The 24461-nt window shown below is 43.0% G+C and carries 23 protein-coding genes and 1 other RNA gene; 18 read left to right on the top strand and 6 right to left on the bottom strand.

Features of this window, described 5'->3' with window-relative positions; all coding sequences use genetic code 11:
- Window positions 1–23 precede the first annotated feature (23 nt).
- From AB4027_RS06695 to AB4027_RS06670, 6 genes are all read left to right on the top strand, one after another.
- Window positions 24–803, top strand: a complete 780-nt coding sequence (locus tag AB4027_RS06695; RefSeq protein WP_368644778.1) for a MerR family transcriptional regulator — start codon at window positions 24–26, stop codon at window positions 801–803.
- Between the two features lie 137 nt (window positions 804–940).
- Entirely contained in the window at window positions 941–1255 is a 315-nt protein-coding gene (gene gpsB / locus AB4027_RS06690; RefSeq protein ID WP_091488777.1) for a cell division regulator GpsB, read from the top strand.
- A gap of 17 nt (window positions 1256–1272) precedes the next feature.
- Window positions 1273–1649, top strand: an RNA gene (rnpB, locus tag AB4027_RS06685) — RNase P RNA component class B.
- Window positions 1650–1746: 97 nt separating this feature from the next.
- The gene (locus AB4027_RS06680; RefSeq protein WP_368644777.1) at window positions 1747–2880 is read left to right on the top strand and encodes a class I SAM-dependent RNA methyltransferase; all 1134 of its coding nucleotides are present in this window, start codon (window positions 1747–1749) and stop codon (window positions 2878–2880) included.
- A 187-nt stretch (window positions 2881–3067) separates the two neighbouring features.
- On the top strand, window positions 3068–5014 hold the full coding sequence (locus AB4027_RS06675; protein ID WP_368644776.1) for a BCCT family transporter: 1947 nt from the start codon (window positions 3068–3070) through the stop codon (window positions 5012–5014).
- Window positions 5015–5343: 329 nt separating this feature from the next.
- Window positions 5344–6666 carry a metallophosphoesterase gene (locus tag AB4027_RS06670; protein ID WP_368644775.1) on the top strand — a complete coding sequence of 441 codons (1323 nt, stop codon included), beginning with the start codon at window positions 5344–5346 and terminating at the stop codon, window positions 6664–6666.
- Window positions 6667–6772: 106 nt separating this feature from the next.
- On the opposite strand, the gene AB4027_RS06665 is transcribed toward AB4027_RS06670, so the two are convergent.
- Window positions 6773–7672, bottom strand: a complete 900-nt coding sequence (locus AB4027_RS06665) for a glycine betaine ABC transporter substrate-binding protein (protein WP_368644774.1) — start codon at window positions 7670–7672, stop codon at window positions 6773–6775.
- Between the two features lie 680 nt (window positions 7673–8352).
- On the opposite strand from AB4027_RS06665, the gene AB4027_RS06660 reads away from it, so the two are divergent.
- The gene (locus tag AB4027_RS06660; RefSeq protein WP_368644773.1) at window positions 8353–8574 is read left to right on the top strand and encodes a hypothetical protein; all 222 of its coding nucleotides are present in this window, start codon (window positions 8353–8355) and stop codon (window positions 8572–8574) included.
- Window positions 8575–8688: 114 nt separating this feature from the next.
- Here the strand turns inward: AB4027_RS06660 and AB4027_RS06655 are convergent, their stop codons facing one another.
- Both AB4027_RS06655 and AB4027_RS06650 read right to left on the bottom strand, forming a co-directional pair.
- Window positions 8689–10005: a Na+/H+ antiporter family protein gene (locus tag AB4027_RS06655; RefSeq protein ID WP_368644772.1), complete on the bottom strand. Its 1317-nt coding sequence runs from the start codon at window positions 10003–10005 to the stop codon at window positions 8689–8691.
- Between the two features lie 175 nt (window positions 10006–10180).
- Window positions 10181–11572, bottom strand: a complete 1392-nt coding sequence (locus AB4027_RS06650) for an L-cystine transporter (RefSeq protein WP_091488767.1) — start codon at window positions 11570–11572, stop codon at window positions 10181–10183.
- A gap of 323 nt (window positions 11573–11895) precedes the next feature.
- Between AB4027_RS06650 and AB4027_RS06645 the strand changes: the two genes are divergently transcribed.
- The 3 genes from AB4027_RS06645 (at window position 11896) to AB4027_RS06635 (ending at window position 15600) form a co-directional block, all read left to right on the top strand.
- The gene (locus AB4027_RS06645; protein WP_091488766.1) at window positions 11896–12687 is read left to right on the top strand and encodes a mechanosensitive ion channel family protein; all 792 of its coding nucleotides are present in this window, start codon (window positions 11896–11898) and stop codon (window positions 12685–12687) included.
- Window positions 12688–13065: 378 nt separating this feature from the next.
- A complete protein-coding gene (locus tag AB4027_RS06640; protein WP_091488764.1) occupies window positions 13066–14574 on the top strand; it encodes a DUF1846 domain-containing protein in 1509 nt (502 codons plus the stop codon).
- Window positions 14575–14625: 51 nt separating this feature from the next.
- The gene (locus AB4027_RS06635; RefSeq protein ID WP_368644771.1) at window positions 14626–15600 is read left to right on the top strand and encodes a diaminopimelate dehydrogenase; all 975 of its coding nucleotides are present in this window, start codon (window positions 14626–14628) and stop codon (window positions 15598–15600) included.
- A gap of 28 nt (window positions 15601–15628) precedes the next feature.
- On the opposite strand, the gene AB4027_RS06630 is transcribed toward AB4027_RS06635, so the two are convergent.
- Window positions 15629–16039: a ribonuclease HI family protein gene (locus tag AB4027_RS06630; RefSeq protein ID WP_368644770.1), complete on the bottom strand. Its 411-nt coding sequence runs from the start codon at window positions 16037–16039 to the stop codon at window positions 15629–15631.
- A gap of 66 nt (window positions 16040–16105) precedes the next feature.
- Window positions 16106–16327, bottom strand: coding sequence for a cold-shock protein (locus tag AB4027_RS06625; RefSeq protein WP_091488760.1), 222 nt, complete (start codon window positions 16325–16327; stop codon window positions 16106–16108).
- A gap of 162 nt (window positions 16328–16489) precedes the next feature.
- Here AB4027_RS06625 and AB4027_RS06620 point away from each other — a divergent pair, with 162 nt between their 5' ends.
- The 3 genes from AB4027_RS06620 (at window position 16490) to AB4027_RS06610 (ending at window position 19892) form a co-directional block, all read left to right on the top strand.
- Window positions 16490–18379, top strand: a complete 1890-nt coding sequence (locus AB4027_RS06620) for an ABC-F family ATP-binding cassette domain-containing protein (RefSeq protein WP_091488758.1) — start codon at window positions 16490–16492, stop codon at window positions 18377–18379.
- Window positions 18380–18392: 13 nt separating this feature from the next.
- Window positions 18393–19337: a thymidylate synthase gene (locus AB4027_RS06615; protein ID WP_368644769.1), complete on the top strand. Its 945-nt coding sequence runs from the start codon at window positions 18393–18395 to the stop codon at window positions 19335–19337.
- A 66-nt stretch (window positions 19338–19403) separates the two neighbouring features.
- A complete protein-coding gene (locus AB4027_RS06610; protein WP_368644768.1) occupies window positions 19404–19892 on the top strand; it encodes a dihydrofolate reductase in 489 nt (162 codons plus the stop codon).
- Between the two features lie 50 nt (window positions 19893–19942).
- Here AB4027_RS06610 and AB4027_RS06605 read toward each other — a convergent pair whose 3' ends face one another.
- Entirely contained in the window at window positions 19943–20599 is a 657-nt protein-coding gene (locus tag AB4027_RS06605; RefSeq protein WP_368644767.1) for a hemolysin III family protein, read from the bottom strand.
- A gap of 170 nt (window positions 20600–20769) precedes the next feature.
- On the opposite strand from AB4027_RS06605, the gene AB4027_RS06600 reads away from it, so the two are divergent.
- Genes AB4027_RS06600 through AB4027_RS06580 form a run of 5 tightly spaced genes read left to right on the top strand, consistent with a single transcriptional unit; the run spans window position 20770 to window position 24457 of the window.
- A complete protein-coding gene (locus AB4027_RS06600) occupies window positions 20770–21402 on the top strand; it encodes a YpmS family protein (RefSeq protein WP_368644766.1) in 633 nt (210 codons plus the stop codon).
- A 47-nt stretch (window positions 21403–21449) separates the two neighbouring features.
- On the top strand, window positions 21450–21971 hold the full coding sequence (gene msrA / locus AB4027_RS06595) for a peptide-methionine (S)-S-oxide reductase MsrA (protein ID WP_368644765.1): 522 nt from the start codon (window positions 21450–21452) through the stop codon (window positions 21969–21971).
- Complete coding sequence (locus tag AB4027_RS06590; protein WP_091488748.1) at window positions 21968–22189, top strand: YozE family protein; 222 nt, start codon at window positions 21968–21970, stop codon at window positions 22187–22189. Before msrA ends, AB4027_RS06590 begins: the two co-directional genes overlap by 4 nt.
- 27 nt (window positions 22190–22216) lie before the next feature.
- Window positions 22217–22936, top strand: coding sequence for a purine-nucleoside phosphorylase (gene deoD, locus AB4027_RS06585; RefSeq protein ID WP_091488746.1), 720 nt, complete (start codon window positions 22217–22219; stop codon window positions 22934–22936).
- Between the two features lie 21 nt (window positions 22937–22957).
- Complete coding sequence (locus AB4027_RS06580) at window positions 22958–24457, top strand: S41 family peptidase (protein WP_091488744.1); 1500 nt, start codon at window positions 22958–22960, stop codon at window positions 24455–24457.
- The last annotated feature ends 4 nt before the right edge of the window (window positions 24458–24461 follow it).

The raw sequence follows: 24461 nt of genomic DNA, 5'->3' as shown, positions 1-24461 counted from the left end.
GAATATAAAGGAAGCGTGAGTGAATGTATACAGTGAAAGAGCTCGGAGACCTGACCGGGCTATCTTCCCGGACCCTCAGGTATTATGATTCGATAAACTTACTATCTCCAGCAGAATTAAGTGAATCTGGATATCGGTTATATGATAAAAGAAGTGTCGATCGGCTGCAGCAGATCCTTTTTTACAGAGAGAGGGGCTTGCCGCTTAAAGAAATCAAACGAATACTGGACGACCCGTCTTTTGATGAGATTAAAGCTTTGCAAAAACACAGAAGACAGCTCATTGAAGAACAGAAAAAACTCTCTCAGTTGATCAGCACTCTTGAAAAAACACTGATTGAAAAGAAAGGAACGATCACTATGTCAGATAAAGAAAAGTTTGAAGGTTTCAAAAAAGTGATGGTCGATGAAAACAGCAGAATATATGGAGAAGAAGTGGAAGCTGCATATGGTTCAGAAAAACTGAATAAAGCAAACAAACAGATCTTAAAAATGTCAGAAAAAGACTTTGATAAGTGGAAAATTTTGGAGAAGTCCATTATTTCAACGCTAAAAGATCTGCTTGAAAGAGATGTTATATCTGATGAAGAAAAATCGACCCTTGGCGGAATGCACCGCGAATGGCTCAGTTTTACTTGGGATACGTATTCTACAGCTATGCATGAAGGACTAGTCGAGATGTATCTGGCTGATGATCGGTTCAAGGCTTACTACGATGACCGAGCAGGAAACGGTGCAGCTGAAGTCCTTGTGAACGCAGTGAAAGTGTATACAAAAGAATTACATGAGAATCAGCCAAAATAAAACAAGTTTAAACCGGGAAATCTTCACTTTTCAGCTTATATTTGCTATAATAGAAATATAGTAATAGATTTGTAGAAATGAATAATTTTGACTAATTCTGTTATAATATTATTGAGATGAGAAGATGGGGTGTAGGTATGGATAGAGAGTTGACCCAAAAAGAGATTTTAGAGAAAGACTTTAAATCTAAAATGCGCGGGTATGATCCAACTGAAGTGGATGAATTTCTTGATGTCGTGATCAGAGACTACGACAATTTCCAGAAAGAAATCGAACAGCTTAAAGCTGAAAATGACCGGCTGCTTGACAAGGTCGATGAACAAGCTAAACAATTGAGCACACAAAGCTCAAGTTCTAACCAGACAAATTCAACAGTATCCAACTTTGATATTCTAAAACGACTATCTAACCTTGAACGTCATGTTTTCGGATCAAAATTAGATAACGACTAATACAACTGAATAGTGTACATCACGGATGATCGCGCAGTTTTTATAGAACTGTGAGGAAAGTCCATGCTCACACAGGCTGCGATGCCTGTAGTGTTCGTGCGCAGCGAAACAATAAGCTGCGGCTCCCAGTAATGGGATGACGGCAGGAAAAAGAGCTACGGGTATATACCTATGCTCGAGTACCCTTGAAAGTGCCACAGTGACGAAGCAGACGTGGAAACGCGTCTGGTGGAACGCGGTAAACCCCTCGAGTGAGCAACCCAAACTTTGGTCGGGGCACTTTTCTCCTGGAATTGAACAGAGAGAAGAGGCAGGGCATTTATGCTCGTGCAGACAGATGATCATCTCTGATAAGACTTCACCGTCTTATCTAGACAGAACATGGCTTACAGTGGTGTACATAGTGGCGGAATCCTCTCTTTTTAGGGAGGATTTCTTTACGTAAACAAATGTATAAGGCATACTAGAAGTATAAGAGAGGTGGCAGATAGATGACGTATAAATTACTCGCTACAGCCGCAAGCGGCATTGAGGCCCTTGTCGGAGATGAACTGAAAAATTTAGGGTATGAGGTCCAAGTAGAAAACGGACGCGCACGCTTTGAAGGCGGCAAAGAAGATATCGCTAAAGCCAATTTATGGCTCCGAACAGCCGACAGAGTGAAGATCATTGTGGGTGAATTCGAGGCTAAAACCTTTGACGACTTATTTGAACAGACGAAAGCTCTGCCATGGGATGATTATTTATCCATGGACGCAGCGTTTCCGGTCAGCGGCAAATCGATCAAGTCGACCCTTTACAGTGTTCCAGACGTTCAGCGTATCGTGAATAAGGCGATCGCTGAAAAAATCAAAGACGTGTATCACAGAAGAGGCATGCTTCCGGAAACAGGTGCCAAGTTCCCGATCGAAGTGGCCATTAGAAAAGACAAGGTCATGCTGACGATCGACACGACCGGACCAAGTTTATTCAAGCGCGGCTACCGTATCGACAAAGGCGGGGCGCCGATCAAGGAAAATATGGCGGCGGCACTCATCATGCTCACGACCTGGCGCAAAGACCGTCCGTTCGTTGATCCGACCTGTGGTTCTGGAACGATCCCGATCGAAGCGGCGCTGATCGGACACAACATCGCTCCTGGCTTCAACCGCTCCTTCCTATGTGAAGAGTGGGACTGGATGCCGAAAGAATTATGGCAGAAAGTGCGTCAGGACGCTGAAGATCAGGCAGATTATGATGTGGAACTCGATATCCTGGGAACAGACATCGACGGTCACATGATCGAGATCGCTAAAGCGAATGCGATGGAAGCAGGCCTTGCACATAGTATCGAATTCAAACAGATGCAGGTGGCTGACTTTACAACTGACAAAGAGTTCGGTATCATCGTTTCCAACCCGCCATACGGTGAACGTCTCGGTGACCCGGAAGAAGCCTATCAGATCTACCGCGACATGGGTAAAGCCTTCAGACCGCTTGAAACATGGAGCAAGTACATCATTACAAGTGACCTGGACTTTGAAGAGCATTACGGAAAAAGAGCCACTAAAAAACGCAAGCTCTATAACGGTTATCTCCGTACGGATTACTTCCAGTACTGGGGCAAACGTCCGTCTAGAAAATAATAAACTGATTAATCCCCCCAAAAACAGCTAGAGAAAATATTCTTCTATTTTGGGGGCTTTTCTTATGGAGATTTATATTTTGAAAACGTGTCAAGACAGTTGATCATAGCCCTGAATGTATTGTATCATGATTTTTTATTACTTAATGTGGTCGACTGATATATGATATTAGTTGAAAGGGGATTATATGAGTAGAAAAGAGAACAAAAAACAGAAAAAGCAAGAAAGGCAAAAGCAGGAATACGCAAGTATGACTGAGAAAGAGCGCCTACTTGAGTCAGAACGTCAGTTAGCTAAAAAACTAAGAAAAGAAGAAGTAAACGCACGTAAAGAAGCCATAAATAACCGTGAACGTTTTAAAGGGTTACAGATAAGACCAACGGTGTCGTTGTTTGATGAAAAGGGAAGGGAAAAGGTTGGAGAACGTAACTGGGAGGGTTACGGGTTTGATATCCATCCACAGGTCACGATTCCAGCTACCATTATTTTGACTCTATTTATTGCGGCAACATTGACGTTCCCTGTTGAAGCCAATAATTTATTTGACAGTTTGTTGACTGTTATTACTAATTATGCAGGCTGGTTTATGATTTTTGCGGCCAACATCTTTATAATAGCTGCTGTTTATTTTGCATTTGGGCGGTATGGTTCGATAGTGATCGGAGGAAAGGAAGCTAAACCAGAGTTTTCCCGGTTTGCCTGGTATGCCATGCTGTTAAGTGCGGGAATGGGGATTGGACTGCTGTTCTGGAGTGTGGCAGAACCTATTTCACACTTAGGGAATCCTTCCCCGATGTTTAATTTGATAGAACCGAATTCCCCACAGGCTGCTCAGGCAGCCATGGCAACAACCTTTTTCCACTGGGGTATTCATCCCTGGTCGATTTATGCGATCGTTGGATTAGGACTGGCCTTTTTTTCTTATAACAAAGGACTGCCTTTGACTATACGTTCGCTGTTTTATCCATTGATCGGGAATAAGATATTCGGTTTCTGGGGCAATGCGATCGATATTTTATCTGTCCTGGCTACATTGACCGGCCTTGCTACCTCCTTAGGTTTAGGTGTGGCACAAGTGAATGCAGGCTTGAATTACCTCTTTGGATTCAGTATTAGTGTCACTACTCAAGTCATACTGATTGCCGTGATTACAGCTTTTGCTACGATCTCAGTAGTTATGGGACTTGACGGCGGAGTAAAACGGTTAAGTGAAATCAATATGATTCTTGCAGGTGTTTTCTTAGTGTTTGTTCTTGTGGCAGGACCAACTATATATATTTTAAGCGGGTTCACTCAGAATATAGGCTATTATATCTCTAACTTCATGGAGATGAGCATGTGGGCGGAAACCTTTAGAGATACTTCTTGGCAGGGAGGCTGGACGATATTCTATTGGGCCTGGTGGATTTCCTGGTCACCGTTTGTCGGTATGTTCATAGCTCGTATATCAAAAGGACGTTCCGTGAGAGAGTTTATTATCGGTGTCATCATCATTCCGACTGCTATTTCTTTCCTGTTTATGAGTGTGTTCGGTGGAACAGCTATTTTCCAGCAGTTGAATGGCATAGGGAATCTCAGTACGATTGTCGATCTCGATGAATCACTAGCCTTGTTTGCATTGGTTGAGAATCTGCCATTCTCCAACTTATTATCGTTGATAGGTGTTATTCTCGTTATCGTCTTCTTTGTAACCTCGTCTGACTCAGGATCATTGGTGGTCGATCATTTAACTTCTGGTGGGAAATTGGATTCCCCAGTACCTCAGCGTGTGTTCTGGGCTGTCATGGAAGGTGTCGTTGCAGCAACTTTACTGATCGGTGGCGGACTGACTGCTTTGCAGACTGCTTCGATCGTCACAGGTTTGCCGTTTACGATTATCCTGCTCGTCATGGTCTATTCTCTATATCTTGGATTGAGGCAGGAATTCCTGATCGAACGAGCGGTCAAACAAAAACTACAGCGCGTAAGAGATGACCATATCATTACAGAAGTTATCCAAACAAGAGTGGATGATGATGTATTGATAGATAATGTCGTTGAAGTCTTGGCTAAAAAAGAGAACGATGAAATCGAAGAGTTTGAAGAGATTGCAGAGATCGAAGAAATAAGCGATGAAGATAAACCCGATTCATAAAACTTTCATTGAGGCATGAGTTTTAAAAGAAATGACTGGATAATGGGTGACCGATATAAATAGTTCCAGGATCAACCAGCTAAGTGTCATGGCTGATCCTGGAACTATTTTAAAACTCTTATGAAATCTCTCTACACAGATAGAGTCCCCTTGACTGTTATTAGAGAAAACTACTGTGCGTGTCAATTATTATACTAACTGGGAGAAAGCATTCACCACTACCTCAAGAAAATAGTAAAAGGAGTGACCGTCTTGGCGGGAATGGTGATAGTTCAATTTGATGTGTTAAACTAAGATAAACGCAGATAATTAATTGAAAAGAGATGAAAATGAAAAAGAGAAAATTAATTCTTATCGTTGTGATTATAGCTGCTTTATTTTTTGTCGGTGGAGGCATGTATGCCACGCAAGAGGACACAGAGCTGCGAATAAAATTAAATACAAATAAGACTGTACCTCAAGGCGAGGAAATGGATATACTCATTGCCTCAGATATTCATTATCTTTCACCGGATTTAATGGAAGAAGGGCTGCTGGAAAAGGTCTTGCTCGAAACTGGTGATGGGAAGATAACGCATTATAGCGAGGAAATCATGGATGCCTTTATCGAAGAAGTATTAGAAAGACAACCGGATCTTCTGGTCTTGAGCGGTGATTTGACTTTTGATGGTGAAAAAGAAAGCCATATAGCTCTAGCAGAGAAGTTGAGTGTACTGAAAGATAATGACATAGAGGTGAGCGTGATTCCCGGGAATCACGATATCAATGCATATAATGCCCGTGGTTTTTCAGAAGAATCGACGTATAAAGTGGACTCAGTTTCTGCTGAAGAATTTGAAGAGGTCTATTTTGAACTTGGATATGAAACAGCCGTCAGTCAGGATCCAAGTTCTTTAAGTTATGTAACTGAGCTCTCTGAAGATGCATGGGTCATCATGCTGGATTCCAATAAATACGCCTTTCATAATCAACAGCGCAAGTCGATCTCATCTGGCGAGATCAAAGAAGGAACCTTGGAGTGGCTCGCGTTTGTTTTAGAGGAAAGTAAAAAACGAGGTATTCAGCCGCTTGTGGTCAATCACCATAATTTTTTGAATCACCATCGAAGCACCAATAATAGTTTTACTTTAGATAACAGTGAAGAAGTGGTCGAGCTTTTAAATCGCTATCAGGTGAACTTAACCTTTTCGGGTCATATTCATTTACAGGATATCGCTAATGAAGGGGACTTTTATGATATTGCTTCCGGTTCTTTGAGTGTGTATCCGCATTATTTTGGTGAAGTGACCGTTAATCCCTCTAAAAATAATCTAACGTATGGAACATCACGACTAAACCTAGGTGAGACATTGACCGACTATTCTAAAGATTTCTTTAATGACGTTTCTCGGAAGAAAGTCTTCAGTCATCTGCTTTATTTTGAACTTGATGACTCGGTCACAGAGAGGATGACGGATACGTTTGTTCAGTTCAACCATGCTTATTTTACAGGTACCATTGATGAAGCGTATGATTCTATAAAAGCCAGCACAGGATTCAGTCACTGGGAAAGGATTTCCGGAACAAGATACAAAGATTACATCCTGCAGGGGCTAGAAGAAAACAGACATAACAGCCGAAATTTAGAAAAGTCTTTTATTAGTGATAACTAAAATAGTTAAGCAGTCTGGTTTCTCAAAAAAAGCAGAAAAGACGCAAGGCATTCTTATAGCAGAATGCCTTGCGTCTTTTACTTGTTTTAGATCACCTATTTTATTTTTAATCTCGAGCAGGCAGGTCTTCGATCGAATCGATATCTTCCATATAAGCGGGAACAACAAAACCGACAACGGTACCATTCAGGTTAGGGCCTAAGTCGACAATGTTTTCACCGTATGTTTCCATAAATGCACCTTGAGCAGTCGGGAGCCACGCGCCTACGGTTGCATCCACTTCGCCCTGATTCAAGGCCTGATAAAGAACAGCGGGGTCAAGGTTCGTGATCTTGACATCGTAGCCTATTTCTTCAAGGACACGAGCCATAACATTGGAAGATGATCGTTCAGTGTCCCATGGAATAGAGCCTAATTCAAACGACTCGCCATCGACTTTATCGATGCCTGCTGTCCATTCATCAACCAATTCGCGATTGTCTTCGACCCATTCAGCGGTTACTTCTTCAAAGTCTCTTTCCAAAGCTTCAAGCATGATTGCCTGCATGTGTTCTGGTTCCCATTCAAATCGGCTAAGTACTTCAAAGGCTTCAGGCATCTCTTCTTCGAGACCTGTACGTGTTAATGTATAGATGCCCTCAGCATCGCCAAAGACATTCTTCGGATCATCCAGTATCTTCAAGTCGTATTGTTCAAACTTGTAATGAGGTGTCCAGCCTGCCACAACGATAGGTTCTTTATTATTGATCGCCTGCTCTAGTTCTGTCAGCATGCCGGCAGTCGAACTCTCCTGAATTTCCCAGCCTTCTAGATTGTCATATTCTTCAAGTGTCTGACGAGCGATTTGAGACATCCCTGCGCCAGGTTCTATGCCAGTGATCGTATACTCCATAGCTTCTCCGACATTTTCTTCCTGAGAAGCCTCGCTGTCGCTGTCTCCACATCCTGTCAGCAGTAAAGGTGCAGCAAGCAGTACCGCAGTTTTTGATAACGTAATCTTTTTCATTTTATCTCCTCCTAAGATTAATAAAATCACAACTCATCCATCATAACATAGATAGTTGCAACTGACAAATTTCCTTCTGTGATATAAAACCCTTTGAATACTATAAATAAAAAAAGAAGAGGGGGGACATTTATGCTCAGTCTAAAATGTTTACCGATGCAAAGTCTGGAGTTTAAATTTTTCATTTTTTATTCTACTTGGTATAGGAAGGACAAAAGGTTAAACGAGTTGTTGTATTATAAAAGGTTCAGGAGTGGCTTAATAATGAGCAAAAAGACAGATGGGGGAAAATATTTAGTAATCAGCTTTCCATCTGCAAGTAAGTATGCGTTCATATTATTGAATGTATTACACAACCATTTGTTTGTTTCCACGTATTATTTTTGGAAGTCATAGAACTCATTTCTTCAATGCGTTCAGATTGTATATCTAGAAAACAGATGGGTAGATACAAGGGACTGGGTGAGAGTAAGAACCGGTATAAACTGCCCTAGATTAGAGCATTGATTAATGAAAGATTTGATCTATTTTAGTTGTGACCAACAATTATCTGTTGATTACTTTAGGTTGGATGTTTTGTATCCACCTGTACCTTTTCCGGAAAAGGAAGAGCAGCGCCGGTTATACCTCGCCTGTTTCTTACAGCTAACGTAGCAATGGGAGACGTACTGGATCAGTATATGTATGAAAGAATAGGGGAGGATCCAGAGCGAGTTCTGGGTATGCTTCAAGAGATATGCCAAACGAGTAAGCCTGAAAAAATCTTGGTACGTCAGGACTCGATGGAATGGGTCATTGAAGATTTCTGTTATAAAGTCAGCATCGAACATGTGTTGAAAGAAGATTTATATGCTGTTGATGAAGTAATGTATGAACTGATGAGTATGAATGATCCTCTCTAACACATTTGAATCAAAATAGAAAAAGAGCTTGAAAAGACTTATCATTCAGTCCTTTCAAGCTCTTTTGTTAGTTGAACAGAAAAATCTTTATTTAGTCAGGTTTACCTTTATTTTTTACAGTACGAGCGCACCGATGATCCCGAAAATCATGATAGGGATATTATAGTGCATAAAGGTAGGAACGCACGTATCCCAGATGTGATCGTGCTGGCCATCGACATTCAAACCGGCCGTTGGTCCAAGCGTACTGTCAGAAGCAGGAGAGCCGGCATCGCCTAATGCAGCAGCTGAACCAATGAGTAAAACAGTTGCCATCGGGCTGAAGCCCAGTTCCAAAGCTAACGGAACATATATGGCCGCGATGATAGGGATGGTACCAAAAGAAGTTCCGATCCCCATGGTGATCAAAAGGCCGAGGGTGATCATTCCTGTGGCAGCGATGAACTGATTGCCCGCAAACGAACCGCTGACGGATTCAACGAGGGGTTCGATACCGCCGGTTGCCCGGATGACATCACCGTAACCTGAAGCAACGAGCATGACAAAGGCGATGAAGCCCATCATGCTGATCCCGCTGTGGATCATATCGTCCAGACTGTACCACTTGATGGCTCCACCGGCCAGCATGATCAGCAGACCAAGGATAGCTCCCAGCACTAACGAACCGATGGTCAGTTGAACAATGAGTGCAGACAAGGCACCGGCAACCGCAAAGGCGTGATCTCGGTTGAAAGTCACTTCTTCCCATTCGTGATCCTTAAAGCCGAACTTGAAACCAGTTTTTTCACTATCCTGATAGTCGCGTGGCTTGCGGTAAGTAACTAGGATAGCGATCAAAAGGCCTGTTACCATGGCCAAGCCAGGTATCCACATGACATGCCAGACTTCTGCATCACCGAGGTCTAAACCACTGAGTGCCATTTCATCCCGGATGATGTTATGGAAGATCAGGCCGTATCCTACAGGCAGAGCGACATAGGGCGCTTTGAGTCCGAACGTCAAAGCTGAAGCAACAGCACGTCTGTCTATCCGTAGTTTATTCATGACCATGATAAGGGGAGGGATCAGTATGGGGATAAAGGCGATGTGTACAGGGATCAGGTTTTGAGAAAAGATACTGATAAAAGCGATAAGGAAGACCAAAGACTTGCCTGTTCCTTTCATGCTTTTTGATAATTTTTGAGTGATGATGGTTGCCGCTCCGGTTTTTTCAATAGCCGCAGCCAGCGCACCGAGTAAAATATAATTCAGGGCTGTTTCAGCATTTCCGCCCATACCGCCAAGCAGAGTTTCCATCGTTTCGATCAGAGGCATGCCCGCAGCCAGTCCACCAGTCAATGCGGCTATAATGAGAGCCAGCAGGACATTGAGTTTAAATAGAGATAATATCACCATGACTATAACTGATATTAAAACAGGATTTAGTAGCATAGAATCACTTCTTTCAAAATTTTATTAAGTAAGCGTACCATACATTAGCTGTTCTGGCGATATAAAATCAGCAATTTATCACTAAAAAAGAAAGCAGACCCTCCTGTAAGATCAGGGGTGGCGTATAAACAAAAAAAGAGTATGAACGATTCAACCCGTCCATACTCTTTTTAGTTTAAATTTCTTCCTGTAAAACCAGGCTTGTATCGTTCATCATCGATTCATCAAATTGTTTGATGGTTTTCGATGAAATGATACCTGCAACGATACTGTCGTTGACATTTAAGAAGGTTCTAGCCATGTCGATGATCGGTTCAACCGAGATGACAAGTCCAACGATCGATATCGGAAGACCAAGTGAACCTAAAACGATCAGGGCAGCAAAGGTCGCACCGCCACCGACACCGGCAACACCAAACGAACTGATGGCTACCACAGCCATGATCGTCAGGATATACATGGGATTGGTGATGTCGATGCCCATTGTTGGAGCAATGATCGCTACAAGCGTTGCGGGGAAGATACCGGCACAGCCATTTTGACCGATCGATAAACCGAATGTTCCCGCAAAGTTGGCTGAGGCATAATCGACACCCAATACTTTTGTTTGAGTTTCAATATTTAACGGCAGTGTTCCAGCGCTTGAACGTGAAGTGAAAGCAAAACTGAGAACGGGCCAAACTTTTTTAACATACGTGACTGGATTGACTTTGAATCCGGCTAATATGAGTAAGTGAATGATAAACATGACAGCAATGGCAACGTAAGAGGCGACAACGAACAGCCCCAGATTCAAAAGTGCCTGGAAATTGCTGGTCGCAATGGCTTTGGTCATCAAAGCGAAAATTCCATAAGGGGACAAGCGCAGTACTAAGGTAACGATACGCATGACGATAGCGTATAAGCTGTCAATGATCGATTTGAATGTTTCGGCCTGTTCAGGCTCTTTTCGTTTGATACCGAGATAAGCCGTACCGACAAAAGCTGAGAAAACAACCACAGCAATGGTACTCGTGCTTCTTGCATTAGATAAATCGGCAAAAACGTTACGTGGGATAAAGTTAGTGATTTGTTCCGGAATAGACAGATCTTCAACGGCCGTCTGACTTTCCTGGAGCTGTTCGATACGCGCCGTTTCCTGCTCGCCTTGAACGAATTCTGCACCATCCAGATTGAAAGCCATCACACTCAATATACCGATCAGTGCAGCAACAGCTGTCGTCGCAATCAACGTGATCAGTACGGATGAACTGATTTTCCCTAAATCTTTACTTCCTTGTATCTTAGTGAATGCACCGATGATCGAAACAAAGATCAAAGGCATGATCAGCATCTGCAGGAAGCCTACATAGCCATTCCCTACGATATTGATCCATTCCATCGCACCACTCGTGATGCTGCTCTCTGTTCCAAATAAGACCTGAAGAGCACCACCAAATAAAATACCTGCGCCCAGACCGACAAATACACGTGTCGAAAACTTAACATGTTTCTGCTGAAGTTTCCATAAGCCGAACAATGTCAGCACAAAGGCGACTAAAACACCAACTATTCCTAAAATAGTCATAAAAAATCTCTCCTTTAATGTTCTTTTCCGAAGAAAAGAGATGGGTCATAGGGTTAAAGGCCCTAGATAAAGATTTTTTCCGAAATCAGTATCCGTTCCGTATACTCTTGTAAACAGGGAACGTGACTAATCTATAATAACTAGCGCACAACTGAATTGCAACCAATATTAAAAAATAAAAATATTTAAACCTTATATATGAAGAAAAGTTCATTACCTGCCTCTTTGAAATCGCTAGGAAAATTCATTATAAATCTAGGGAATGGTGTGTTATGATAGAAAAGCTGCATCAATTCTTACATTATAAAAGGAGAAGATTTTAAATGGATTGGATCAATCTTGTTGTTGAAATGGCGATGCCTGTCGTACTGGCCATCGTCACACTTTTAGTAGGGCTTGCCGTGATAAAAGTCCTAGTGAATATCATAAGCAAGCAGATTTACAAGTCGAAGCTGGATGAAAGCCTGAAACCTTTCATCATGTCGGTCATCAGCATCGGATTGAAACTGCTGCTTGTGGTCAGTGTCGTTGGCATTTTAGGTATCCCGACAGCCTCATTCGTAGCGATACTGGGTTCTTTTGGTCTTGCTTTAGGCTTGGCTTTCCAGGGATCCTTGTCGAACCTGGCCGGGGGCGTACTGCTTTTGACCATGCGTCCGTTCAAAGTGGGAGATTATATAGAAGGAGCCGGATACAGCGGTACGGTCAAAGCGATTCAAATCTTGTATACGGAATTAGTGACGCCGGATAATAAAATGATATACGTACCGAACGGCAACATGTCTAATTCAGGCATCGTCAATTATTCTGTTCATGACACACGTCGCGTCGACTTCACGTTCGGCGTAGGCTATGAAGCTGACAACCAGCATGTCCTCGATACACTGAAGCAGATCGTACTGAAGCACCCGAAAGTCCTGCTGGATCCAGAACCCTTTGTCCGCCTTTCCGGTCATGGAGACAGCGCCGTAGAGTATACGGTCAGAGCCTGGACCAAAGCGGACGATTACTGGGACGTTCATTTCGACCTGCTTGAAGAAGTGAAAACGACCTTTGATAAGGAAAGCATCTCGATCCCTTATCCGCAGATGGCTATTCATACCGTAAATGATTAAAAGGTCACTCTGACCATGCTTGTTGAAAACACGACCCGGATCCGGGTCGTGTTTTTTTTGAATATATATCCAGTGATTGTCTATAATTGAAAAGCTAAAAAGGACGTTGACGTTTAAAAGTATGACTGCATAAAAGAATATATTTTATGGATGTCGTTCATTTACTCGTTTACAGTCCAGTTGTCCTGGGCGGTTTTCAGCTTGTTCAAAATAGGGGAATAGTTTACTTGAAAGTGCAAAGCAGAGTATAGTAGAATATTTCTTTAAACATCTTTCATGTTTTTGATGAACCGGGTGTATAAAGAACAAAAGGTATTCGGTCTTTTGAGATTGAGTGATATAATAGAAGAGATAGAAAAAGAAAACTGGAGGACGGTTATGTATAAAGTGGGTTTTGATACAGAGAAGTATCTGAAGGAACAGTCTGCGTATATTTTAGAACGCGTAGAAAATAGTGAGAAATTGTATCTGGAATTTGGCGGTAAGCTGATCGGGGACAAACACGCCAAACGGGTCCTGCCGGGTTTTGATGAAGATGCAAAAATGAAACTGCTGGCTACGCTGAAAGATAAAGCAGAGATCATTATCTGCGTTTATGCCGGAGATATCGAAAGAAACAAGGTCCGCGGAGACTACGGGATCACTTATGACCGGGATGTTTTACGCTTGATCGATGAATATAGAGCCTACGGTATCCCTGTAAACAGTGTGCTCATTACACGTTATCAGGAACAGCCGAACGTAAAAATATTCATGTCCAAACTCGAACGCAGCGGGATCGATGTACATACGCATCGCGCTATCGACGGCTATCCAACCAACGTGGAGGCCATCGTCGGTGAAGAAGGCTTTGCCAAAAACACCTATATCGAAACGACAAAACCACTTGTGGTCGTGACGGCCCCCGGAGCTGGAAGCGGGAAACTGGCGACCTGTCTGAATCAGCTTTATCATGAATATGCTCACGGACACAAGGCTAGTTACGCAAAATTTGAAACCTTCCCTGTCTGGAACATGCCGATCAAACACCCAGTCAATATTGCCTATGAAGCAGCTACAGTGGATCTGAAGGATGTCAACATGATGGATAACTACCACTTTGAAGCTTATGGCGAAGTGGCCGTTAATTATAACCGGGATATTGAAATGTTCCCTGTTATCAAACGGATCATTGAAAAAATCACCGGCAAGCCATCCGTCTACAAGTCACCAACGGATATGGGGGTCAACCGGATCAAATCTGGTATCATAGATGAAGCAGTTGTCGTTAAAGCAGCGAATGAAGAAATCATCAGACGGGCCTTTTCAGTAGAAAATGATTATAAAAAAGGACTGGCAGATGAAGACACTTTGCGCCGGATACAGCTGATCCTTGAGGAATCGGATCTGAAAAAAGAACACCGGGGTCCTGTAAGGATCGCACGAAACTATGCAAAAAAACTGCAGGAAAGAAATGAAGATGCTAACCTTCAGGCTGTCATAGCGATAGAGCTGAACAACGGGGACATCATTACCGGACGCACCACCACGCTTATGGATGCTTCCGCTGCAGCAGTCGTCAATGGCCTGAAAGTCCTGGCTAACATTTCGGATGAAATCGATTTGCTGGCTCCAATGATCCTTGAGACGATCCAGCGTCTGAAAACGGACGAACTGAACAGTAAAGTCCCGACGCTGTCAGCGAACGAACTGCTCATCGCTCTGGCGATCAGTGCGGTAACGAATCCGACAGCTCAGCTGGCTTACAATCAGTTAGCTAAACTGAAAGATACCCAGGCCCATTCGACCGTCATCATGAACCATGAAAATGAACAGACGCTAAAAATGCTCGGGATAGATATTACAAACGATCCTGTTTATCCAACTGAAAATTTGTTTTATAACTAATCTCTGTTGATAATAAAAGCTGAAAAGCAAAAATGGAAAGAGAGTGATTCGATGTCAAACACACGTATTGGTATAGTGGGTTACGGTAACTTGGGTAAAGGGGTCGAAGCGGGGCTAAAGCAGTCATCAGATTTGGAGTTGGCCGGTATTTTTTCCCGGCGTCAGCCCGAACAGCTGGAAACGACTTCTCCCGCTTATCACATGGATGATCTTTTGGGATTTAAAGACAGCATTGACGTACTGATTCTTTGCGGGGGTTCACAAAAAGATATTCCTGTTCAGGGGCCTGAACTGGCAAAGACGTTCAACACAGTCGATACGTATGATAATCACAATGAAATTCCTGTACATTTTGCAAAACTTGACCAAGTCGCAAGAGAAAACGACACGGTCGCTGTTATTTCAACCGGATGGGATCCAGGTCTGTTCTCCCTGAATCGACTGATTGCAGAATCCATTTTACCTAAAGGTGAGACGTATACGTTCTGGGGTCCTGGACTCAGTCAAGGTCACAGCGATGCGGTCAGACGCGTAGCGGGTGTCAAGAATGCCGTCCAGTACACGGTTTCTAAAGAAGAACTGGTGGACGCAGTCAAAGACAAGCAGTCTATCGAGTATAATAAACTGGATGCCCATAAACGTGTGGTCTATCTTGTATTGGAAGAGGATGCTGACGAAAGTAAAGTCAGAGAGACGATCTTAACGATGCCTGACTATTTCGAAGGCTATGAAACGGAGATCCATGTCATCGATCAGGAGACCTTTGATCAAGAGCATGCCGGAATGCCTCACGGGGGAACGGTGATGAGACAAGGGAAGACGACAGATGACCATACAGCAATCTACCAGTTCGGACTGGATCTGGAATCAAATCCGGAATTTACGGCAGCCGTGGCGATCGCCTATGCCCGTGCAGCCGGAAAACTGGCACGTGAAAAACAATACGGGGCCAAAACGGTATTCGATATCGCACTCGGCTACCTTTCACCGAAAAGTGGCGCACAGTTAAGAAAAGAATTACTTTAAAAAGAAAAACAGAAAGTGAGATCTAAACTCACTTTCTGTTTTTTCTTTGTTTAGCCAATGCCTGTTTGGCTAAATTATCTGTCCCTTTATTTTCTTTTTCAGGAATCCATTTCACTTCATAGAAGGACAATTTTTCCAATGACGCGATGATTTCATCAAAGATTTCTTTATAGGTGCTGTTCTTCATATGATTTTTTCTGATTGCTTGGGCAACGAGCTGACTATCTGTATGGAAAATGGTCCACTCTTTTAAGCGGTCCTGTTCGATCGGCCAGTTCACAGCGTGGTGGAAAGCCATGAGCTCTGCCAGATGATTATCTTCTGTAGAGGAGAGAGGAATGGAAAGCTGTTCATACACCCCTTCACCGACGATGACAAGCCCGGCACCGGCTAAATGCTCTTTGGGCGAAACTGCTGCATCACTGTAGATTCTTAACATTTTAAACACTCCATCATATAAAATAGAAAAAAGTCAGTCTCATAGGAGAACTGACTTTAACCGTTCTTAACTATTTTCGTTAACTGCTTCGACGACATTCACATTCGTAGCTTGAGGACCACGAGACCCGTCTACGATATCAAATTCTACTGACTGGCCTTCATTTAATGCTTTATAGCCGTCCATGTTGATACCAGTAAAATGAACGAAAACATCATCTTCTTCGTTGTATTCGATGAAACCATAACCTTTTTGGTTATTAAACCACTTAACAGTCCCTTTAGTCATCGTTTTCCCCCTAATGATTCCTTAAGTTTAGTCGTCTACAACCTTCAGTATAAAGGATACCGTTTTCATAGTCAACGATTGATAGGATTCAAAGTTTAAGTGAAAAAGGGTCCTTTGGTATGCTAAAATAAGAAGGACTCTAATGTTAAGGAGAAAGTGATAATGAAAGAATGGAAAATCGAACACCTGACACATTCATATGGAATAAAAAAATTATTTGATGACGTATCCTTTTCGATTCAGGAAAATCAGAGAATCGGGCTGATCGGAGTGAATGGAACCGGGAAAACAACCTTTTTACGTATCGTTGCCGGCGTCCTGAAACCGGACGAAGGTGAAAAGACTCACCCTGGAGATTACGAAATCAGCTACTTGAGTCAGAAAAATGAACTGGATACTGACAAGAGTATTTTCGATGTGGTCTTTGACGGCGATTCACCCATGATCAGAGCTGCAAGAAATTATGAAGAAGTACTGAAAAAATTTAGTAATGACCCAACCAATCCAAAGTTTCAGCAGATGTTTACGGAAGCAGAGAAACGAATGAATCAGGAAGATGCCTGGAATGTCAATGCACGCGCGAAAGCCATTCTTAATAAACTGGGTCTGGAAGACACGGATAAGCGTGTGAGCGATCTATCCGGCGGTCAGCAGAAACGGGCCGCCTTGGCTCAAGTCCTTGTTCAGGAACCCGACCTATTGATCCTTGATGAACCAACCAACCATTTAGATTTTCAGATGATCGAATGGCTGGAAGGGTATCTGTCAAGTTACCGCGGGTCCCTCCTGATGGTCACCCATGACCGATATTTTCTGGATAGAGTGTCTAATGAAATCGTGGAACTGGATAACGGGAAGCTGGAACAATACCCTGGGAACTACCAGCAGTATATTCAGTTGAAAGCAGAAAAAGAAGCCACCGAACAGCGGATCGCTCACAAGCAGAAACAGCTTTACAAGCAGGAACTGGCCTGGATGCGCGAAGGAGTCAGGGCACGAGGGACAAAACAGGAGGCACGCAAGCAGCGCTTCTCTGAGCTTGAAGGACAGGTGAAAGGACATGAGGAGAAGGCAGAGCTTGAACTCCAGCTTTCCGGTACCCGTTTAGGAAAAAAAGTCCTGGAACTGGAAGCGGCGGAGAAACAGCTTGATGATACAGTGATCCTCGATGATTTTGAGCTGCTTATCCAGCAGACAGATCGCATCGGGATCACTGGGACGAATGGGTCTGGAAAGACTACTTTTTTAAATATCCTTGCCGGAGAAGAAGCGTTGGACAATGGTGTGCTGATCATGGGAGAAACGGTCAAGATCGGTTACTACAAGCAGATCAATGAGGAGTTTGATGAAGACAAGCGGGTGATCACTTATTTAAGAGAGATCGCAGAAGAAGTCAAGTTGTCAGACGGTTCCTCGATAAGTGTGTCTCAATTGCTTGAACGCTTTCTCTTTAAACGTTCCATGCATGGATCGCCCATCAATAAATTGTCGGGGGGCGAGAAACGCCGTCTGTATCTGCTGAAGATCCTCATGCAGCAGCCAAATGTTCTACTCTTGGATGAGCCGACGAATGATCTGGATGTCCAGACCTTGACGATTTTAGAAGAATTTATCGGTCAGTTCAGCGGTGCTGTGATCGCGGTTTCCCATGACAGATATTTCTTGGATAAAATCGCCAGCAAACTGCTCATTTTTAAAGGAGAAGGAAAGATCGAAGAATCCTATGCTTCATTGACTGAATATCTGGAGCAGAACGATCTGACTAAAAAAGAAAAACAGTCCAAGCTACAATCGAACACAGTGAGTTCTGGGAACGATCGAAGAGAAAAGAAAGAAAAAACATCACTGACCTATATGGAAAAGAAAGAATGGGAAACGATCGAGTCAGAGATCGAAGCACTGGAGTCAGAACTCGAAGATGTGCAATCTGAGATAGAACTGGTCGTCACGGATCATGTCAAGTTGAACGAACTGACGGAAAAACAAACGGAACTCAGTCATCAGCTGGAAGAGAAGTACAGCCGCTGGGAATATCTGGCACAGTATGTATAAGGAGTGAAGCAAAATGGAAAAAGAATATCTGGATTTAGCTAGACGCATATTAGAAGAAGGAACAGAACGACAGGACAGAACAGGAACGGGGACAAAGTCGGTCTTTGGTCATCAGATGCGTTTTGATCTGCAGAAAGGTTTCCCGCTTTTAACGACGAAGCGGGTCTATTTTAAACTCATCAAGAGTGAACTTTTATGGTTTTTAAAAGGAGATACCAATATTCGTTTCCTGCTTGAGAATAATAATCATATCTGGGACGAGTGGGCTTTTGAGAAATATGTCAAGAGTCCCGACTACAAAGGGCCTGATATGACCGACTTTGGGCTGCGATCTCAAAAAGATCCTGAGTTTAAAGAAGAATACAAGAAGCAGATGGCACTATTCAGAGAGAGCGTCCTGAACGATGATGTCTTTGCTGAACAGTATGGTTCTTTAGGGAATGTTTACGGAGCCCAGTGGCGGGCATGGCAGAAAAAAGACGGTGGTGTGATCGATCAGATCAAGAATGTCATTGAATCCATCAAAACCAATCCACAGTCCAGACGTCATATCGTCTCAGCCTGGAACCCGGAAGAAGTACCCACAATGGCGTTGCCGCCATGCCATACATTATTCCAGTTCTATGTAGAAGGAAATAAATTAAGCTGTCAGCTGTATCAGCGTAGCGGGGATGTCTTTTTGGGCGTACCGTTCAACATTGCGAGCTATGCACTGCTGACTCATCTTGTCGCTCAGGAGACAGGGCTGGAAGTCGGAGAATTTGTGCATACATTAGGAGATGCGCATTTATACATGAACCACATGGACCAGATCTATGAACAGCTATCAAGAGAACCTAAAGTTTTCCCAACGATCAAATTAAACAAAGAGAAAAGTATTTTTGATTTTGAGATGGATGACATAGAAGTGCTGGATTACCATCCGCATAAAGCCATAAAAGCACCAATAGCTGTCTAAAAAAAGGTGTCGTTGACACACGCAACTATATAGTTGCGTGTTGCAAATTATGAAAGAGGTGCTGATATGATAACGTTTGTCTGGGCAGAAGATAAAAATGGACTGATTGGAAAAGATGGCGAGCTTCCCTGGCATTTGCCGGCTGACATGCAGTTTTTTAAAGAAGTGACGTTAACTGGTGACGTCGTGATGGGAAGGAAAACGCTGGAGAGTATTCCTAAACCGCCTCTGAAAAAAAGAGAAAATTTTGTGCTGACATCGAACCCTTCATTCGAGCTGGAAGGTATCCATGTCTGTCATTCCAAAGAAGAGATCCTGGAGAAAACCAAGGATTCAGAAAAGCCCCTGCATGTAATCGGCGGTGTTTCCCTGTTTGAACTTTTTAAAGACGATGTGGATATGCTATATCGTACGGTGATCCATGAGTCGTTCGAAGGAGATACCTATATGCCTGCAATCGACTATTCACAGTTCGAATTGATTGAGGAAAAAGAGGGAACTGTTGATGTAAAAAATAAACATGCCCATACTTTTCAGATTTTCAAGAGAAATTAAAAAGGCAGATAAACACTGATCATCAGTGTTTATCTGCCTTTAATTTACTTTTAAGTGTAGAGATAAATGGAGAAGAACATGCAGATAGTTCCGGACATGACAAACAAATGCCAGACGACATGCATAAATTTAATATGCTTTAAACGGTAAAAGAGAGCACCTACCGTGAACGAGAGTCCACCGGCGAGCAGCCACAAGAAGCCGCTTGTTCCGAGCCCCTGATACAGGTAATGCATGAAGAACAAGGATATCCAGCCCATTGCAATGTACAGCCAGAGAGACAGCCCCTGAAATTTCTTGAACCAGATCGTTTTATATAAAACGCCCAGAAAAGCGATCGTCCATATGAGTGTCGTTAAGAACACACCTAGCTTACCACCTATAGTGATCAGTGTGTAAGGTGTATACGTACCGGCGATAAGCAGGAAGATACTGCTGTGGTCGATGATGCGAAACACATATCTGGCACGGGTAAAAGTGAAACTGTGGTAAAGCGTGCTGGACAAGTAAAGAAGTATGAGTGTGACTCCATATACGGTATAAGAGGTTACTTTTAAAACTCCGCCCATTTCGAGTCCTTTTTGCACAAGAAAGATCAAAGCAATGATACTCAAAATCACTCCGATGCCATGTGTCACGGCGTTTAAGACTTCATTTGTGATTTGATATTTTTTTGAAAATGAGGATGATTCGGTTTGGTTTGACATGATTACCTCCTTAAAACGGTTACTTTCTGTACGAATAGTTGAAATTTTGTTATACTACTTAAGAAAGACTATCGTTTTTTCTGATTTTTATTTATTATAACACAGATAAAATGTTAACACATAAATTAAAATCAAGTAGAAATGTGCAGTTATAAAGGAGGGTATGCGATTTGGCGGATACGCGTGGAAATCGAACAGCAGGACAACATGGATCTGGCTGGAAATGGGCATTCATCATACTGCTGGTGGTCAATATCGGCATTTTTATATGGCTTGCTGTGCAGCTGAATATCCTTTCAGACAATGAAATGATCCAGACCGATACAGAAGAAATCGCTGTGTCGGATGAGGCGATGGACTTTGAGTTAGTCACAGACAAAACTCAAGTCGAACGAGTCGCTAATTTGTATCTGCAGGAAGAGTTAGATGAACGATTTAACGGTTACACGGTTACAGTTGATGAGCTGGTCGAGATGGAAGGGGCGTTGAATGTGTTTGGCTTTGATGTCGATTTCGGTTTGTACATGGAACCTTTAGTCATGGATAATGGTAACCTGCAGTTGCGTGCGCAGCGTATCCAGCTTGGGGCGTTTGACCTGCCGATTGACATCGCGCTGAATATTTTAGATCAGCAGCTGGAACTACCGGAATGGATCCGCATAAACAGCGATGACGCGTTTGTCCTTGTTGCATTTAATGAATTCAGTCTGAAAAATGATATGCAGCTGCGGATGAAAAAAATCGATCTAGAAGCGGATGATATCAGACTGGATATTATTTTGCCTGAAGAAGCTATAAAATGATATAATAGTTTTGTTTCGTATCTTTATATTTAGAGAGGATTTTTTGATTGGAAAAGGCATTATTTGCAGGCGGATGTTTCTGGTGCATGGTCCAGCCTTTTGAAACGATGAAAGGAATAAGTAAAGTTGTTTCGGGCTATACTGGCGGACACGTTTTGAATCCGACGTATGAACAAGTCAAGGCACAGGAAACCGGTCATACCGAAGCGGTGATGGTCCATTACGATGAAGAGGAGCTTTCTTACGAAGACCTCCTGACGATTTACTGGCAGCAGACGGATCCGACAGACGCCATGGGTCAGTTCATGGATCGCGGTGAGAGTTATCGTCCGGTCATCTTCTATTTTAATGAAGAACAGAGAGTCAAGGCTGAAGCTTCTAGAACTCAGCTTCAGACATCGAACGATTACGATAAACCTATTGTGACCACAATAGAAAAAGCCGGCCCTTTTTATCCGGCTGAAGAAGAACACCAGCAGTTTTATAAAAAAAATCCGGCTGCTTATGCACGTGAACAAGAACAGCGGAGACAATGGGCAGAATCACATCCTCAGGAGGTCTGTGAATGAGACGCTCATTTTACCACTATGTCAAAACGTTAAGAGATCCGTATAAAAAAGACGATATCACACGTTTTGCGAATGCGGTTGATCATGACGGCACATTTCCAAAGCAGTCAACTGATTATAATGAACTTTCCGATTATCTGGAAATGAATGGGGATTACGTCGTCTCGATGGAAGTCTTTGACAAAGTTTATCAAATGTATAAAGATAATAATAAATAAAAAAATATGTTTAAAGGAGAATGTCAAATGAGTGTACACATAGAAGCAAAAAAAGGTGAAATCGCAAAAACAGTCTTGATGCCGGGGGATCCTCTTCGTGCTAAATATATCGCTGAAACATTTTTAGAAGATGTCAAGCAGTACAATACTGTCAGAAACGCCTTTGGTTATACAGGAACCTACAAAGGGACTGAAATCTCAGTTCAAGGAACAGGTATGGGGATCCCGTCACTGATGATCTATGGTGAAGAATTGATTCAGGAATATGGTGTAGAGAACCTTATCCGTGTTGGTTCAGCCGGGGCATTGAAAAAAGAAGTGAAGATCCGCGACGTCGTTCTCGCTCAAGCAGCAACGACCGATTCAAGTATCCACCGTCACATTTTTAAAAATCAGGTGGATTTTGCACCGATCGCAGACTTTGACTTGCTGAGACATTCCTACGATATCGGTATGGAAAAAGAAATGAACATTCGTGTCGGGAATGTTTTGAGTGCAGACCGCTTTTATAATGAAGAGCTGGACAAGCAGAAACTGGCTGATTACGGCATCATGGCTGTAGAAATGGAAGCTGCAGGTCTTTACTCCCTGGCTGCCAAGCACAATAAGAGAGCTTTGGCATTGTTGACGATCAGTGATCATATCCTGACCGGAGAAGAAACGACTTCCGAAGAGAGACAGACGACCTTTAACGATATGATGATCATTGCACTCGAAGCAGCATTAAGAATGGAAGACAACAAGTAAATTTAAGAGAAGAGGGCTTTCATGCAGCACGAACCGGAGAATAAAGAGACGAAAAAAGTCAGTTTGACTGTATATATAGCATCCTTACTGATCGTACTTCTGGTTGCGGTTTTAGGAACAGTCCTGGCCCTGAATGTCACTGGAGATTCAGACGATCAGGCCGACCTTCAAAACGAAACGGAAGAAGCAGATTCTTTACTGGGAACAGAATCAGAGGACCTGGCAGATGAGGTGGATTTTGAACCTTTGAGAGAAGTCTACTCGATTTTAATGACCCAGTATCTGGAAGAAGTAGATTCGGATACCTTGATCGAAGGAGCGCTTCAAGGAATGGCTGAAGCTGTGGAAGATCCTTATACGACGTATCTTGATGAAGTGGAAGCCACTTCAATGAACGAAGATATTGAAGGTTCTTTTGAAGGTATCGGTGCTGAAGTGATGAAAGAAGGCGAATACGTACGTATCATCTCACCAATATCTGGATCGCCTGCTGAAGAAGCCGGCTTACTGCCCAACGATCTGATTGATGAGGTGAACGGTGAATCCGTAGCTGAACTGTCGATCAATGAAGCGGTCGCTTTGATCCGTGGCCCTCAAGGGACAGAAGTAGAATTGTCGATCATCAGAGGAGACAATGAATTTACTGTTAACATCATCAGAGATTCCATCCCGCTCGAGTCAGTGGTATATGAAATAGACGCAGATAATCCGACGATCGGTTATGTGCACATCACGAATTTCAATCGACCGACCTACGAGGAACTGGTAGACGCGATCGAGGCCCTTCAGGCAGAAGGCGCTGAAGAATTTATTTTTGATGTGAGAGGAAATCCGGGCGGACTGCTCGATTCTGCTCTGCAGCTTTCTAACATTTTTGTTGAAAACGGCGAACCACTGATGCAGTCTCAAGGTAGAGGTGAAGAACCTTATGTCTATACGGCGTCGGATGAACTCGGAGAATTTAAATTGGATCAGGAAAGTGTCCTGCTGATCAACGGCGGCAGCGCCAGTGCTTCTGAGATCCTTGCCGGAGCAATGAGTCAGTCGGCTGATATCCCACTGATCGGAACGACCACTTTCGGCAAAGGGACCATACAGAATGTCCTGGATATTACCGGTGATGGTGAAATCAAGTTCACAGCCGGAAAATGGCTGACAGCTGATGGGACATGGATCAATGAAGAAGGCATCGCTCCGGATATGGAAGTTGAAATGCCTGACTATATAAACCTTATGCTCGTGAATTCAGAAGAAACGTATGAAACGGGTGATGTATCCGAAGAAGTGTATAATCTGGAACAGATCCTGGATGTCCTTGATTATGATGTGGGGTCAGTCGACTTCACTTATGATGAAGAAACGGTAGAAGCTGTAGAATCTTTCCAGGCTGAAAATGAACTGGATCAGGATGGCATCGTGACCGGTGATACCGCACGTACGCTCGTCGAGAGACTGCGTGAGCTGATAGAAGCAAATGATGCACAGTACGATGCGGCAGTCGATTATTTATTGGAAAATTAAGAAG

It is taken from the genome of Alkalibacterium putridalgicola, from assembly GCF_040959045.1.
Lineage (GTDB): Bacteria > Bacillota > Bacilli > Lactobacillales > Carnobacteriaceae_A > Alkalibacterium > Alkalibacterium putridalgicola.
The sequence above is the reverse complement of the archived record's forward strand: the minus strand, read 5'-3'. Positions and strand labels throughout refer to the sequence as shown.